Here is a 16,056-nt window from a genome sequence, read left to right on the forward strand (position 1 = left end):
CCACTATTGTTGTTTCTGGAATCAATACTGATGATGAAGAATCAAATGTTGATTTTGATGATGATGAGGAATCTGCTGGTGAAGCTCAAGCTAATAACGATCAGTTAGATGATTTTATTGATGGAATTTTCTAAATCCATCTCAATTTTTATATTTTTTTAGGTTTTATAGAAAACTTTATTAACTAATAAATTATAAATTAATATATTATCATTTTGTTATAATTTACTAAATTTTTTATTTTGGGTATTTAAATGAATGTACAAGAACGTTTTGATAAATTTATTAAAGACAGTAAAAGGGTATTAAAAGTATCAAGAAAACCAGATTCTCAAGAATACTTTGAATTCGCTAAAATCACAGCTTTAGGTATTCTAGTTATCGGAGTTGTTGGTTTTGTTATAGTTTTAATTGGTCAATTAATTGGTTTATAAAACCTTTCTTTATTTTTTTTAAAATTGATCCAAAATTTAATTATGATAAAATTTTAATTTTTATTTTCAAAACTTCGTTTTTTTGAAAACTTTATATACTATTATTTATAGATATATAGATATTATAGAAATCTATTTTACAAGATTATTTTTTGTCTTGTTACATTGTTTTTATAATAACTTTTAACTTAATATATGATTTTATTAACAATAAGAATATTGAAATAGGTGAATTTTTCATGGAAGATGCTAATAGTTCCATATATGCTCTTAAAACCTCTGTAGGTCAAGAAAGGAATGTTGCTAGACTTTTAGCACGTAAAGCTAAAATGCCGGGTGTAGGTATTTTATCAATTCTTGTGCCTGAATCTTTAAAAGGGTATATCTTAGTTGAATCTGAAGCAAAAATAGATTTAAGAAATCCTAACTTAAAAGTACAACATTTAAGAGGTGTTGTTGAAGGAAAAGGTGGTATTACCTTTGATGAAGCAAAAAGATTCTTAAAACCAGAACCTATTATTTCCTCAATTCAAAAAGGAAGTATTGTTGAACTTATTTCTGGTCCATTTAAAGGTGAAAGAGCTAAAGTGGTTCGTATTGATGAATCACGTGAAGAAGTTGTTCTTGAGTTAATAGAAGCAGCAGTACCAATTCCGGTAACTGTTAAAGCTGATCAAATAAGAATAATTCAAAAGGAGGCTGACTGATGGCTAAAGATACAGTCGAAGTTCTTATCGAAGGTGGAAGTGCTACTCCTGGACCTCCATTAGGCCCAGCTTTAGGACCTTTCGGTATTAACATGATGCAAGTAGTTGATGAGATTAATAATAAAACTGCTGACTTTGCAGGAATGAAAGTACCTGTTAAAGTCACCATTGACAGAGATACTAGAGATTTCGAAATTGAAATCGGTACTCCGCCAACTACAGCGTTAATCATGCAAGAATTAGGCATCGAAAAAGCTTCTCACGAACCAGGTTTAGACATTGTCAATGACTTACCTATAGAAACTGCTTTAAAAATCGCAAGAATGAAATATGATTCATTACTTTCCAACGATTACAAAGCAGCTACAAAAGAAGTTATGGGAACCTGTGTAAGTATGGGATTATCTGTAGATGGTAAAGACCCAAGAGAAGCACAAAAAGATGTAGATGCTGGAAAATATGATGATATCTTAGTTGAATAGATATCGGTTAATAAAATTTAAGTTAATATGTAACAGTGTATATGATGTTATAATTTACGGATTATAATTGATATACTGTTTTTTAATTCATGCAATCGTGGAGAATTTTTTCTTACACTGATCTCATGAAACCAAAAATAAACCACTGAACAGAAAATGTTCATGGGGGACGAATATGACACAAGATATAGTTAATGCGGTGAAGGAGGCTAAAGAACAATCTAAGCCGAGAAACTTCACTGAGTCCGTAGATATTATTATTAATATCCGTGACTTAGATGTCAAAAGGCCAGAAAATAGGTTTAATGAGGAAGTTACTCTTCCTAAAGGCCGTGGCAAAGAGGTAAAAATCGGAGTCATAGCTGATGGGGAACTCATTGTTCAAGCTAAAGATGCAGGCCTCGATCTTGTAATCAATAAAGCAGATTTAGAAGAGTTAGGAAAAGACAGAAAAGCTGCTAAAAAAGTTGCAAACTCTGTTGATTTCTTTATAGCTCAAGCTGATATGATGCCACTCGTTGGTAGGTTCTTAGGTCCAATTCTTGGTCCTCGTAACAAAATGCCAAAACCAGTGCCAGCAAGTATCAAACTAGCTCCTCTTTTAGATAGATTACAAAGTACTGTCAAAGTTGGTATAAAACAACAACCATTAATTCAGATTGTTGTTGGAAGCCAAGACATGTCCGAGGAAGATATAGCTGAAAATGTGGAAACTGTTCTTACAGTCCTAGACCGCAATTTAGAAAAAGGAAGAAGTCAAATAAAATCCATGTTTATTAAAACAACTATGGGTCCAACTGTGAGGGTGATCTAATGGCTCATGTTGCTGAATGGAAAAAAGAAGAAGTTTTAGAGCTTAAAGGTATCATAGACAAATATGATGTTGTTGGTATTGTGGATTTATTAAACATTCCAGCAAAACAGCTCCAAGAAATGAGAAGAAATCTCAAAGACAAAGCTGTTATTAGAATGTCTAAGAAAAACCTTATTGATTTAGCTCTCGAAGATTGTAATGCTAGTAAAAACAACATTGTTGATTTATCTGGACATATGGATGGTCAAGTTGCTATTATTGCAACTGAAATGAATCCTTTCAAATTGTACAAAATATTGGAAGATAGTAAAACTTCAGCTCCTGCTAAACCGGGATCTATTGCTAATGATGATATTGTTGTACCTGAAGGAGACACCGGTTTTGAACCAGGTCCATTTTTAGGTGAATTACAACAGGTTGGAATTCCTGCAAAAATAGATAAAGGTAAAATTGTTGTACAAAAAGATACTGTTGTTGTTGAAGCAGGTGAAGAAGTATCTAAAAGTGTAGCAGCTACCTTAGCTAGATTGGATATTAATCCAATGGAAGTAGGAATTGATTTAAAAGCAGTATATGAAGATGAAGCAGTTTATACTTCAGACGTGCTCGCAATCGACGAAGAACAAACATTAGCAGATGTTCAAAGCGCATTCGCTCAAGCATTTAATTTGTCTGTTAATGCAGCTATACCTACTGATGAAACTATTTCCACAATCATTACTCTTGCTTACACTAAAGCAATCAATGTTGGTGTAGAAGCAGCAATATTAACTTCTGAAACTTCAGAACCAATTATCGGACTTGCACAAGCTAAAATGTTAGCTATTGCATCAGCTGTTGCTGATAAAGCAGGTGCAATTGACGATGAATTAGCTGATAAACTTTCAAATGTTGCAGCTGCAGCTCCTGCTGTTGAAGAAGTTGTTGAAGAGGAAGTAGAAGAAGAGGAAGAAGAGGAAGAAGAAGCATCTGAAGAAGACGCAGCAGCTGGATTAGGTGCTCTCTTTGGTTAAAATTTAATTTAAAATTTTTTAATTTGTATAAACATATTATTTAAACAAACTAATGGTGATAACATGGAATATATATATGCGGCAATGATTTTGCACAGTGCAGAAAAGGATATTAACGAAGAAAATGTTAAAAGTATTATTGAAGCAGCAGGAATCGAAGCTGATGATGCTAGAATCAAAGCTTTAATCGCAGCTTTAGAAGATGTTGACATCGACGAAGCTATGGAAACTACTGCTATGGCAGCAGCAGCTCCTGCAGCAGCAGCTCCAGCAGCAGCTGAAGCAGCTGAAGAGGAAGAAGAAGAGGAAGAAGAGGAAGAAGAAGCATCTGAAGAAGAAGCAGCAGCTGGATTAGGTGCTTTATTCGGATAGATTTTTTACAAATCTATCACCTTATTTTCTTTTTTTTTTAATTTACCAATCATTCACCGAAGTAATTTTTTGTCCGATTTTTTAGTATTTTGAACATATTTTTTTAGTCTATGTTGTTTTAATGAATTTATTTTGCATTTTAACTTTTTTTAAATTTAATTGTTTTTCTATTGCATTCATATTTGCATTTGTGATGTTTACTGTTAATTGGTTTTTGATCTTTGCATATTTTAGAATGGTGATTAAACATTTAAATTTAGACTATTATTTTGAAAGTTATTTAAAATATAAAAAACATATATTTTACTAATAAATCTTTTAAAATGATTACTATGGTAGAAATTTTTGATGAACTTGGTTATAAAAAACAAACATGTAAAACTTGTGGACAGGAGTTTTACTCACAGATAGATAGAGATACCTGTGGGGATGCTCCATGTGATGAGTATGAGTTTATTGCAAATCCAGCTACTGATAAACCGTACAATTTATATGAAATCCAGAAAGTTTTTAGAGAATTTTTAGAAAGTGAAGGACACACTCATGTCCACAGATATCCTGTTCTTGCCAAAAGGTGGAGGGATGATGTATTCCTGGTTGGTGCATCAATCTTCTGTTTCCAGCCTTGGATAACTTCAGGTCTTGTTAAACCTCCTGCAAATCCTATTGAAATGGCCCAACCATCCATTAGACTTAATGATGTTGATAATGTTGGAAGAACTGGTAGGCACATGACCTGTTTTACTATGGGAACACACACTGTAATTAACAAGGAAGATGATTTCATTTACTGGGAAGATGAAACCATCAGACTTTGTCATGAGTTTTTTGCACATATTGGAATCAATACTGAAGAGATTACTTTCATCAAATCATGGTGGAGCGGTGGAGGTAATGAGGGTCCTTGTTATGAGGTCTGTTGCAGAGGTGTTGAACTTGCTACTTTGGTTTTCATCCAGTATGAAACTTTAGAAAATGGTGATAAGAAAGAAATCCCTATTAAAGTTGTGGATACCGGTTACGGATTGGAACGTATTGCATGGATTTCACAGGGTACTCCAACTGCTTATGATGCTTGTTTTGCACCGGTGGTTGACAAATTAAAAGAGTTGACTGGTGTTGAAATTAATGAGGATATCCAGGGAAGAAATGCACAAATTGCAGGTATGATGGATATTGAGGATATTGGAGATTTAAAGGAACTAAGACAGCAAGTGGCTGATAGTTTAAATTTATCTTTAGCGGAATATTTAAAAGCAGCAGAACCGATGGAAGCAATTTATATAATTGCAGACCACACCAGATGTTTGGCATTCATGCTGGCTGACGGCATCATCCCATCAAATGTTAAGGAAGGTTACTTGGCCAGATTGGTTTTAAGAAGAACTATAAGATTCATGAAAGAATTGAACATGAAAGAATCATTATCTGATGTAATGGCAATACAACTGGACTTCTTGTCCAAATTTTATCCTGAAATTCGCGATTCTGAAGAACATATCATGAATATCATTACTTTGGAAGAAGAAAGATATGCTACTACGGTCAAAAAAGGAAAAAGCATTGTTAAAAGATCAATTAAAAGACTTAAAAAAGAGGGCAAATCAGAAATGCCTCTTGACATGTTAATAGACTTGTATGATGCTCATGGAATTCCTCCGGAAACTGTTGTTGAAATGGCTGGAGATAACTTTACTGTAAATGTTCCGGACAACTTCTTTACGCAAGTTGCAGGAGCTCATGAAAAAGATACTACTAATAAGAAAGATTCATTTAAAGTTGATTATCCTGAAACAGAGTTACTGTTCTATAAAGATTTCTACCAACAAGAATTTGAAGCGGAAGTTTTGGGGTTAGTTGAAAAAGATGGAGACAATTGTTTGATCTTTGATAAAACTACATTTTATCCTGAAGGAGGAGGCCAACCTTCAGACATAGGTGAAGTTTTCATTGATGAAAAATCATTCAAAATACATTATGCTGAAAAAGTTGATAATGTGGTCTTGCATCATGTGGATGGAGACATATCAAATGACGTGGTTGGCAAAACTGTCAACGGTAAGATTGATTGGGACAGAAGAATTACTCTTGCTCGCCACCATACAGGAACTCACCTTGTTATTGCAGCTGCAAGAAAAGTATTGGGCCAGCACATCTGGCAGGCAGGATCTCAAAATGCTCTTACCCGTGCACGTATTGACTTATCCCACTATAAGCGTATCACTCAGGATGAACTGAATGAAATTGAAAAATTAGCCAATGAATATGTTATGGAAAACATTGATTTGGACATCCAGTTCCACACAAGGGATGAAGCACAGGAATTATACGGTTTTGTACTTTACCAGGGGGGTATTGTTCCGGGTAAAATGATTCGTGTCGTTAAGATTCCTGGAGTTGATGTTCAGGCCTGTGCAGGTACACATGTTCTAAGGACTGGTGTAGTCGGACCAATCAAGATCAATAAAACTGAAAGGGTTCAGGATGGTGTTGAAAGAATTGATTTCTCAGCAGGTTTGGCAGCAATTGATTCCATGCAGCATGACGGCGAGCTGTTGCGTGAAAGTTCATCCATTTTCAAAGTTGAAAATGAACAATTGCCAAAAACATGTGATAGATTCTTTTCAGAATGGAAATCCCAGAAAAATGAAATTGACAAATTAAAATCTGAAATAGCTTCACTTAAAATGAACTCATTGGCAGATGATTTTATTGAAATTAATGGTTTGAAGGTTGTCCATGAACTAATGGACAGTGATATTAAAGAGCTTCAAAAGATAGCAACTGACTTTACGGATAACGGTAAGGCTGATGTTGTTGTAATGGGTAATAATGACGGTAAAATTGTCGGTGCAGCTTCACAGAATGCAATTGATAATGGAATTAAAATCAATGATATCATTAAAACTGCAGCGGGGGTTTTAGGTGGTGGCGGTGGAGGCCGCCTTACTTTAGCACAGGGTGCTGGTAAAAACACTGATAAAATGGATGAAGCTATTAAAACTGCAATAGACTTAATTAAATGATATTTTTTTATCATTTTTTTCTTTTTTTGAGGATGTGCCACATTTTTTTTAAATTTATCGTGGTTTTTTAATTTTTATTATTTTTTTAGTTTTATTTCGTTGTATGTTCTTTTTAGGTTCTATCCTATGCATATAGTTGAATTCAGTATTTGTATTTATTATTCTTATTGTTCTGAATTCGTGTAGGTTCATGTTTTGTATCTGTGCAAATGATAGTTCTGCGGTTTTTGATAGTTTTTTGTAGATTTTTTGTGCCCAGTCTGTTTCCATTTTTCGTTGCATTCTAATTTTGGAAGGGTTTCTGTAGTCTTGAATTATTCTGTAGTTTTTGTTTTGGCAGCAAATTTCTTTTGCAATTTTAATGGTTGTTTTAAATGCTTCGTCAATTAAATCCGAATATTCAACTTTAAATCTTGCTATGGTTCGATATAATGGCTTTTTCATTGCTGCAAGATACATATATGCAATGTTTGTGTGTATTTTTCTTTCTATTTCTCTTGAAGATAATCCTTCATCGAAAACGCTCATTAAAATGGGTCTGAGCAATAATTTGCGAGGATAAGCAAATTCACCGGGAATTCCATGAAATTCTGGGTTTGCTTTTGAACAATCAACTAAATCAACCACATTTTTAATAAAATTACATTGATAATCTTTAGGAATTAAATTTGCAAGTCCAACGGAACTAACAAGCTCTGTTTTATATTATCGTATTTTAAAACCATAAATAAAACAATAACAAAGATTTTTATCTATAATAATAGATTGTACTTTATAGTATTTAAAATTAAAGGAAAAATAAGCAAAATAAAATTAAAAAATGGTGATTTCATGTCAAATCCTCAAAATATTTCATATAAACACATATTTTGGCAATTAGTGGTGTAAGCAATCACTTACATTCGAAAATATTTATATATGGGCTTTTTTTTTATATTATAACTATCTTATAAAAAAAATTGATGAGAGTGATTAATTATGAACAAAATACTATTAGCGTTACTATGTTTACTGACTCTTTCAGTATCCGTAGGAAGTACGTTTGCATCCAACGATGTTGACGGAATGTTAATCAATGATTCTTTACGAATTTCTGAAAATGAGAGTAGGGACATTTCCATATCGGAAGACACAGATCTTTCCGAAACTAAAGGACTAAATAAACCTATAAAATCAAATAATCCTATAGAATCAAATAAACCTGTTGATTGCAAATTAAATAATACTGATCCAAATAACTCTTCAGATATTATAGGTCCCGTATCAGTTTCTGACCTAAATGACACAAATATGGATTCAAAGCTAATTGAGTTTATGAAACTATGTACAATATTAAAAGAACATAAAAATGAAAATTTGTTGATGGTACTCCAAAATAATAGTGATGGTAGGCAAGTATTAGCATTTTACTCCACATCAGGTTTGAGTGGGGCATCATCAAGTTATGTAGGAGAAGTGGGATCTGAATTAGTGGATATTCTCGAAAAAGAAGGAGCTTTTGAGAAAATGGCATATGGCACAGTATGGTTAGCATCAAAAATCGGTGAATTATTTGGTTCTGATGGTCTGACCGATAGCGAAATTAAGTTTTTAGCTACTGCTGACCTTTCTCCATTTATTAGTTGGATGTGGGATGATTTTACTGAAGACATTAGTGATTGGTGGGATGATCTTTGGGATTAGAACATTAACTAATTAAATAATCAGTAATAAGTATGATGAGTCATCCAAAATTTCCTGATGAAACATCATACTTTTCTTAAATTAATTAACACATCCATTTTCCATCATAAATAATTTGTTGTTAAACTTCACCAGCAGTAACATTAAACTGGTTAAAATAAACCAAAAACTGCATAATCCTAATCCACCATTCCTAATCGGTGATGTTAGTTAAGAAGATGTAGTAAAAGAAGTCAATGAACTGAGTTATATTGAAACTCACGAAAAAGTTCTACCTCTTACACGTACTTTTCAATCAAATTTGTTATAAAATTTTATTTATGTTGTTATTTAATTTTTTGGAAAAATTTTTGTGATGTATAATTTGAATAGCTATTATCATGGTTGAAAGAATTTATTAGTAATGGTAGCTATTGGAAAACATCGTGAGTAGATTCATAATCTAGTCATTGATAAATTTTAGAATGGATACACATTTTAAGTTTATCTTTATAAGTTTATATCGTCAATGAAATATTGCTCCATTTTTGAAAAATTGCTTTTATCATAGTTTATTCGCTTCATTTGAGAATCATATTAAATATTTTTCTATTTAAGAATTAACGATAGGTTTATATAATTACATAATTATATATTATATTACTTAATAATGGGGATTTTTTTTATGAGCACCATTGGCCATTTTGTATATTTCATAAATCGTGTAAAAGATTCATTGTCATTTCGTGATGATGAAGATTTCACTGAAAAAATCAGGAATGATTTTGATTTCAGACTAAAAGTTCAAAAATTTGTTTATATTGCCAAATATTTTGGATGGAAACATCCCTACAAGTATAGCTTATACATTAGAGGCCCTTATTCAAGTACATTGGCAGATGAATACTATAATGAAGATATCCTAAAATATTCTCCTTTAGAAATTGATGGTTTTGATTTTAATTCATTCAATGACTTTGTAGATGGAAAAACCATCCACTATTTAGAATCAGCATCCACAATTTTATATTACATGGGAAGTGAAGAGAATTTCACCCGTGAGGATGCAATTGATAAATTGCAAATGATTAAACCATACATTGATTCTGAAATTGTATGTAATGCCTATAATGATATAATCAGATTAAATTTCTTTAGAAACAATAATCTCTATGAAATAATTGTCATTGATGATAATCTTGATAATGACAAAGAAATTTTATTGGACCAGATAAATGATTATGTAGATTATTTTGCTGATTTTGGCCAGTGCAATAACAGCATAATAGTTTCCGGATCTCTTGATTATTTAAGTATGGTTTTAGAAAATGAAACATTAGATTTAGAAATGAAAAATGATTTATTGGAATTATTGTCAAATTATGTTTTGGATGTTAAAAAAATATATGATTTGTGTGATGGCAATCCTAAAGTATTTGAGTATATGAATCTAAATTCACTGGAAAATAAATTCAACAGGATTCAAGATTACATAAGTCAGGAATTAGGAATTTCTTTAAGATTATATGATTCTGAATTTGTATTGGCGTGATGTGATTAAATGATTAGACTTGAAAATGAGACTCATGTAATCTATGATGCAAATGTCATTATTTATTCACTGTTTCCTGAAAAATACAAAGTACCTCTCCTTACAGCATTAGCAAAAGATTTAAATAACTTTTTATTTAATCAGGAATCTACAATTGTGGTTCCTCATTTCATTATCTCCGAAATAGAACGTAAAGAATATTATAAGGTTATTGATGATTATTTTAAAGATTTGAGACCTTCTTCAAGATTTCAATTAATGATTAAACTTAGACATAATTTTAAAAATCTCAAAAAACATGAAAATTTTTTACAAGAATATTATCAGCCTTCCGAAGAATTATTAGACTCTATTGATAATGCATTCATCGATTTTAATAATTTGGATAATATTGATGAATATTTCATGCGAAAGCATACTGATGTTTTAGATCCGTCTATTGAAGATAAAAAATTAATTCTATTTTCAAAAGATAAAGAGTATCCAGTAATATCCAATGATTTAGATTTAACATTTTTCCAAAAGGAATTGCTTAAACGAAATTTAGTTCATGAAATAATTGATTTCACGTCTATTAATTTTAATGTTTGAGATTAACATATCTTTTGGTGTTTTATTATCTAGATTATGAACCCCTTAAAAATTTCAAGCATAATATTTATCTTGAAATTCCATCAAATATCTTCGATAAGAAGTGTAACTATTTCATGAGTTATATTGATTCACAACTAAGATTAATGCAATGACTAAATTTTTCTTCTTACTTCATGGAGGATATACTTTGTGTCACAGTAAGTTTTTTTTTAGAAAATATTTCTTTTGTAATTAAATCTTAGTTTTTTATTATTTTTTTTTAGAAAAATGTTTTTTTTGATGTATTTTTTCTTATTAACTTTTAATTTTTTATTATTTTTTTTAGAAAATATTATATAAGTGTTTATAACAGATTATAAATTAGGTGATTTTTTATGGAAATTGGTGATATAGTTTCTCAAGCTTTAAAATATCCGTTAAGTGATACGACAGCATTTTTCAAAGTTGCTGCAATGTACTTATTGTTGTTAGTTCCTATTCTTTTGATAACTCTTGGAGTTTTTGCCGAAAGTTCTGGAGCAGCAGCTGTGGGTATTATATTATTGGCCGTTTGTAATATTATATTTATATTAATAATGAATGGTTTTCATATTTCGGTATTGAAAGAGGGTATAGATGAGTCCGAATCAATTCCGCCTTTTGAAATTGGAAAGAATATTGTAAATACTTTTAAATCAATAGTTTTGTCCTTTGTCTATGGTATTATTCCTGGCATTATTATTACTATTATGTTTGTGGTATTAGGAATATCTGTTTCACCTAATGGCAGTTCATCCGGAATCTTGGGTGCAGGCATCTTTATTGTATTTATTGTTTCTATAATTTTATACATAATATTCGGTTTGCTTTTATTAGTTGGAATGTTAAGACTTGCTAATACTGATTCTTTATCTGAAGGTTTAAACTTTTCTGCTGTAATTGAAGATTTAAAAGGAATAGGTGTTGGAAAAATTATTGTTACCTGGATTATATTTGGAGTAATCGCAACAGTTATTGTGGTAGTAGGATTATTTTTATCCATTATTCCTATTATTGGTCCTATTATACTATTGATTTTCATATTGCCATATGTCTTTTTGGCTGTTCCTTATGGCTGCGGATTGTTGTATTCAGAAATTGCTTAGCTTGAAGATGAATTTTTATTCATTTTCTATTTTTCTTTTTTTAGATAAATTAATTAATAATGTGATTAATAAGATTAAATGTTAATTCTTAAAAACTATGTTAAATGTGATATTATGGAAAATTTCGAAAATCAAAAATTCTGCCAATCTTGTGCAATGCCTTTAACGAGCGAAGAACTATATGGAACTAATTCTGATGGAACAATAAATGAAGATTATTGCATCTACTGTTTTAAAGAAGGTGAATTTACCTCAGACATGTCAATGGAAGAGATGATGAACTTCTGCATTGATAAGATGGTTGAAGTTCACCCCGAAATGGATAAGGATGAAGCTTCTAAAATGATGAAAGAAGTTTTTCCTAACTTAAAAAGATGGGCTAATGATTAATTAAGCCCAAATTTAATATTATAATCCATAGCTACTTCTATCATAATTTAATTTGTACATGAACTTATAATATTCGTGACGATTTAATCTGCCGTCCCCATCATCATCTGAATCCGCATACATCTTTTTCACAATATTTTGTGGTGTATGTGCAATGTTCATGTCGCTTAATGTGACATAACCGTCTCCATTCTTGTCGGTATCTTCAAATGAATTGCTATAGGAAAATGACTCATAATTCGGCTCGGTATTTGTTGATGTTATCTGGTTATTGATTTCCGTTGCTGTTGCGGTGACTGTTATTGGGCTTTCTGTTGTTGATTTTGAATAATTTTCATCTCCTGTAAAAGAGCAAGTAACTTCATAATCCCCCGCTTCGACATTAGGTATTACTGAAGCTATTCCGTTATTGCCTGTAATTGAATTGAAGGTATATGTGTTTTTGTCATTTTTAAATGTTATTTCAATAGATTTTCCCACAATTCCCTGGCTGCCATCAATTAACTGGACTTGAAATTCTGCAGAGCTGCTTATCGGTGATTGGTTGAGTATTGTTATTGATGTTGGATGGCCAAAAAGATTAAATCCTCCGCTGAAAATTACCATTATTACTGTAAGAATCATGATAACTCCAACCAATCCAAAAATTATTGGCTTATAGTTCTTTTCACTTTTGATTTCACTTTTTAGTTGTGTTCCGCATTTGGGGCAAAAGGATTTAGTTTCATCATCTATTTTTTCGCCGCATTGAAAACAATATTTGGCCATAATTTTATATTTAATTGTTTTTTGTAATAATATTTATTAATCTTTAAGATTAAAGAATATATTTGCTGTTATATTTTAGTAGTATTTAGATTAGGTTTTAAATATTAAATGGATTACTATTATCTTCAGCTATTGGATTAATTGAGAGAGATGTTTATATGGAATATGATTTAATCGTAGCAAGATATGGTGAAGTTGGTTTAAAAAGCACTAAAGTACGTTCTCGTTTTGAAAGAAAACTGGTTAAGAATATCAAGGCAGCTATCGACTGTGATGTTGATAGAAATCAGGGAAGAATATATATTTTTCCGCAAAACTTTGATGAAGCAGTGAATAACTTAAACAGGGTTTTTGGTATTGTGTCCTATTCTCCGGCCATTTCAACTTATAGTAACTTTGAAGATATTGATAAGACATTAGGTGGATATGTTGAGAATCTGGCTAGTGAAAATATGATTGATGAGAAAACAAAATTTGCAATAAAATGCAGGCGTGTAGGTGATCATGACTTTACCTCACAGGAAATGGCTGCATTCTGTGGTGGAGTTGTAAGGAAAAGAGTTTTAGCTCCTGTTGATTTGACAAATCCTGATTTAACAATATTCGTTGAAGTACGCGGTGATGACACATTCATTTATCATGAAAAAATTCCTGGTCCCGGTGGATTGCCTTTAGGGACTCAAGGAAAAGTTGTCTGTCTGGTGTCCAGTGGAATTGATTCTCCAGTTGCTGCTTATTTGATGATGAAAAGAGGATGTGAAGTAATTGCATTGTACTGCGATAATGACCCTTTCACTTCTCAAATGGCATTGGAAAATTACAATAAACTGATTGATCAGCTTCAGAATTATGCTGCTGGTGTACCTATTAAAAAGCGTATTGTAAAATATGGTGATTATCTCCAAAAAGCCAAAAATGATGCACCTGAAAAAATGACTTGTGTATTATGTAAATCCGGAATGTATAAGATAGCTGAAAAGCTGGCTAATAAAATGGGTGCGCTGGCTATTGTTGATGGAAGCAGTGTTGGTCAGGTGGCATCACAGACTTTAGATAATATTCTGGCAACAAGATATGGCGTTGACATGCCTATACTTTCTCCGTTAATTGGTTTGGATAAGGCAGAAATCACTAAAATTGCTGAAGAAATTGGAACATTTGAAATATCCAAAATAGATGATGGTGGATGCAGTGCAGTTCCAAGATATCCTGAAACAAAAGGGGATTTGGATAGGTTTAAAGATGCTTGTGAAGCAATGAATCAGGATGAAGCTATAATAGAAGCTTTCAAAACTATTCAATCAGATCTTTAATAATTTTAATGGTGTTTAAATGTGTGCTTTTAAGTCAATTGAAGAAGCAAGAGAATTTTTTAAAAATGATAAATTCGCAACAAATACTGGAATTCGTATTGATGAATTAACTAATGATTACTGTCAATGCAGTTTGGAAATTAATGATGGACATAAAAATGGTCTTGGCGGTGTTATGGGTGGTGTAATGTTTACATTAGCAGATTTTTCTTTCGCAGTTTTATCAAATCACCTGCACTTTCCGACGGTTGCTCAACAGGTAAGCATTAATTATTTGAGTGCTCCAAAAGGAGAAAAATTGATTGCAAGAGCAATATGCAAGAAAAATGGAAGAAGTTCCTCAATAATAAATGTTGATGTTGTTGATGATACTGGTAGGGATATCGTTCAATTTGTTGGCACCGGATTTAAGTTATGAATTCAATGTTTAAATCATAATAATTATATACTTTGCAATTCAAAAATACTATCGTATACTAAATTAATTTTTTAAGTTTACAAATAAACTTAATATTTATTGAGGTATTAAAATGAAAACTACTGTTAGTGTAATTAAAGCTGATATCGGAAGTGTTTCTGGTCACTGTGTTGCACACCCAGAATTAATGGATATCTGTGATGAAGTTTTAAATGAAGCTTTAGAAACTGGTATCTTAAACGACTATTATGTTTCCCGTTGTGGAGATGACATCGATTTAATCATGACCCACAACAAAGGGGAAGAAAACGAAGAAGTACACAAAACTGCATATGATGCATTCATGAAAGCTACTGCAAGAGCACGTGAATTAAAATTATATGGTGCAGGTCAAGATTTATTATCCGATACCTTCTCAGGAAACATTAAAGGTATGGGTCCTGGTGTTGCAGAAATGGAATTTGAAGAAAGACCATCTGACCCTGTTTTAGTATTCTGTTGTGACAAAACAGAACCAGGTGCATTTAACTTACCAATCTTTAGAATGTTCGCAGATCCATTTAACACTGCAGGTCTTGTTATTGACCCAAGTTTACACGATGGATTCAAATTTGAAGTATTCGATGTAATCGAACACAAAAAAGTTATCTTGGATTGTCCTGAAGAAATGTATGATTTACTCGCATTAATCGGTTCAACTGGAAGATATGTTATTAAAAGAGTATGGAAGAAAAACGGTGAAATCGCAGCTGCAATAAGTACTGAAAGATTAAACTTAATGGCTGGTGAATATGTTGGTAAAGACGACCCAGTAGCAGTTGTAAGAGCACAATCCGGATTCCCTGCAAACGGTGAATGTGTAGATCCATTTGCATTCCCACATATGGTAAGTGGATGGATGAGAGGATCCCACAATGGTCCAATGATGCCTGTTTCAGAAGCAGAAGCAAATCCAATTAGATTTGACGGACCACCTAGAGTTGTCGGTTTAGGTTTCCAAGTAGCTAATGGTGAATTAGTAGGTCCTGTAGACTTATTCGATGATCCTGCATTTGATCCTACTCGTGAACAAGCTGCTAAAATCGCAACTTACATCAGAAGACACGGTCCATTCGAACCTCACAGATTACCTGCTGAAGAAATGGAATATACTTCACTTCCTGGTGTAATGACAAAACTCGAAAAAAGATTCGAAGATATGGAATAAATTTAAGAGATTTTTTATCTCTTCTTTTTTTTACTTTTTGAGAGTGTGACACGAAGTCACTATTTTTTTAATTTTATTTTACTTATTTTTCCTTTAATTTTATATACTATGAAGTACAATCTATTATTATAGATATTAAACTTTATGGTTGTTTTATTTATGGTTTTAAAAGATGATAAC

Annotated in this window: 17 protein-coding genes; 15 read left to right on the forward strand and 2 right to left on the reverse strand. The window is 31.9% G+C overall.

Annotated features, from left to right (window positions below; translation table 11 throughout):
• Positions 1 to 254 precede the first annotated feature (254 nt).
• From ACKI3Q_RS06600 to alaS, 7 genes are all read left to right on the forward strand, one after another.
• Entirely contained in the window at positions 255 to 434 is a 180-nt protein-coding gene (locus ACKI3Q_RS06600) for a protein translocase SEC61 complex subunit gamma (RefSeq protein ID WP_407415468.1), read from the forward strand.
• Between the two features lie 239 nt (positions 435 to 673).
• Positions 674 to 1,141, forward strand: coding sequence for a transcription elongation factor Spt5 (locus ACKI3Q_RS06605; protein ID WP_407415470.1), 468 nt, complete (start codon positions 674 to 676; stop codon positions 1,139 to 1,141).
• Positions 1,141 to 1,623, forward strand: a complete 483-nt coding sequence (locus ACKI3Q_RS06610) for a 50S ribosomal protein L11 (protein ID WP_407415472.1) — start codon at positions 1,141 to 1,143, stop codon at positions 1,621 to 1,623. The genes ACKI3Q_RS06605 and ACKI3Q_RS06610 overlap by 1 nt, the downstream gene beginning before the upstream one ends.
• Before the next feature lie 175 nt (positions 1,624 to 1,798).
• Positions 1,799 to 2,437 (forward strand): 50S ribosomal protein L1, encoded by a 639-nt coding sequence (locus ACKI3Q_RS06615; RefSeq protein WP_407415474.1) that lies wholly within the window; start codon positions 1,799 to 1,801, stop codon positions 2,435 to 2,437.
• Positions 2,437 to 3,450: a 50S ribosomal protein L10 gene (locus tag ACKI3Q_RS06620; protein ID WP_407415476.1), complete on the forward strand. Its 1,014-nt coding sequence runs from the start codon at positions 2,437 to 2,439 to the stop codon at positions 3,448 to 3,450. Before ACKI3Q_RS06615 ends, ACKI3Q_RS06620 begins: the two co-directional genes overlap by 1 nt.
• A 63-nt stretch (positions 3,451 to 3,513) precedes the next feature.
• Positions 3,514 to 3,822, forward strand: a complete 309-nt coding sequence (gene rpl12p, locus ACKI3Q_RS06625) for a 50S ribosomal protein P1 (protein ID WP_296798226.1) — start codon at positions 3,514 to 3,516, stop codon at positions 3,820 to 3,822.
• Positions 3,823 to 4,145: 323 nt separating this feature from the next.
• Positions 4,146 to 6,848, forward strand: coding sequence for an alanine--tRNA ligase (gene alaS / locus ACKI3Q_RS06630; RefSeq protein WP_407415478.1), 2,703 nt, complete (start codon positions 4,146 to 4,148; stop codon positions 6,846 to 6,848).
• A 54-nt stretch (positions 6,849 to 6,902) separates the two neighbouring features.
• Here the strand turns inward: alaS and ACKI3Q_RS06635 are convergent, their stop codons facing one another.
• Entirely contained in the window at positions 6,903 to 7,475 is a 573-nt protein-coding gene (locus tag ACKI3Q_RS06635; RefSeq protein ID WP_407415480.1) for a transposase, read from the reverse strand.
• Between the two features lie 351 nt (positions 7,476 to 7,826).
• Here ACKI3Q_RS06635 and ACKI3Q_RS06640 point away from each other — a divergent pair, with 351 nt between their 5' ends.
• The 5 genes from ACKI3Q_RS06640 to ACKI3Q_RS06660 all read left to right on the forward strand — a co-directional run bounded on the left by ACKI3Q_RS06640 (position 7,827) and on the right by ACKI3Q_RS06660 (position 12,170).
• The gene (locus tag ACKI3Q_RS06640) at positions 7,827 to 8,531 is read left to right on the forward strand and encodes a hypothetical protein (RefSeq protein ID WP_407415482.1); all 705 of its coding nucleotides are present in this window, start codon (positions 7,827 to 7,829) and stop codon (positions 8,529 to 8,531) included.
• A gap of 664 nt (positions 8,532 to 9,195) precedes the next feature.
• The gene (locus ACKI3Q_RS06645) at positions 9,196 to 10,062 is read left to right on the forward strand and encodes a hypothetical protein (RefSeq protein WP_407415484.1); all 867 of its coding nucleotides are present in this window, start codon (positions 9,196 to 9,198) and stop codon (positions 10,060 to 10,062) included.
• Between the two features lie 9 nt (positions 10,063 to 10,071).
• Entirely contained in the window at positions 10,072 to 10,653 is a 582-nt protein-coding gene (locus ACKI3Q_RS06650; RefSeq protein WP_407415486.1) for a hypothetical protein, read from the forward strand.
• 377 nt (positions 10,654 to 11,030) lie between these two features.
• Entirely contained in the window at positions 11,031 to 11,780 is a 750-nt protein-coding gene (locus ACKI3Q_RS06655; RefSeq protein ID WP_407415488.1) for a DUF4013 domain-containing protein, read from the forward strand.
• Between the two features lie 114 nt (positions 11,781 to 11,894).
• Positions 11,895 to 12,170: a zinc ribbon domain-containing protein gene (locus ACKI3Q_RS06660; RefSeq protein WP_407415490.1), complete on the forward strand. Its 276-nt coding sequence runs from the start codon at positions 11,895 to 11,897 to the stop codon at positions 12,168 to 12,170.
• A gap of 18 nt (positions 12,171 to 12,188) precedes the next feature.
• On the opposite strand, the gene ACKI3Q_RS06665 is transcribed toward ACKI3Q_RS06660, so the two are convergent.
• Complete coding sequence (locus ACKI3Q_RS06665; protein WP_407415492.1) at positions 12,189 to 12,938, reverse strand: DUF2116 family Zn-ribbon domain-containing protein; 750 nt, start codon at positions 12,936 to 12,938, stop codon at positions 12,189 to 12,191.
• A gap of 158 nt (positions 12,939 to 13,096) precedes the next feature.
• Between ACKI3Q_RS06665 and thiI the strand changes: the two genes are divergently transcribed.
• The 3 genes from thiI to fbp all read left to right on the forward strand — a co-directional run bounded on the left by thiI (position 13,097) and on the right by fbp (position 15,876).
• The gene (gene thiI, locus ACKI3Q_RS06670) at positions 13,097 to 14,251 is read left to right on the forward strand and encodes a tRNA uracil 4-sulfurtransferase ThiI (protein WP_407415494.1); all 1,155 of its coding nucleotides are present in this window, start codon (positions 13,097 to 13,099) and stop codon (positions 14,249 to 14,251) included.
• Positions 14,252 to 14,270: 19 nt separating this feature from the next.
• Positions 14,271 to 14,669: a PaaI family thioesterase gene (locus tag ACKI3Q_RS06675; protein WP_407415496.1), complete on the forward strand. Its 399-nt coding sequence runs from the start codon at positions 14,271 to 14,273 to the stop codon at positions 14,667 to 14,669.
• Positions 14,670 to 14,781: 112 nt separating this feature from the next.
• Positions 14,782 to 15,876 (forward strand): fructose-1,6-bisphosphate aldolase/phosphatase, encoded by a 1,095-nt coding sequence (gene fbp, locus ACKI3Q_RS06680; protein ID WP_407415498.1) that lies wholly within the window; start codon positions 14,782 to 14,784, stop codon positions 15,874 to 15,876.
• The last annotated feature ends 180 nt before the right edge of the window (positions 15,877 to 16,056 follow it).

The sequence above is a fragment of the Methanobrevibacter sp. genome (assembly GCF_045636185.1).
Lineage (GTDB): Archaea > Methanobacteriota > Methanobacteria > Methanobacteriales > Methanobacteriaceae > Methanocatella.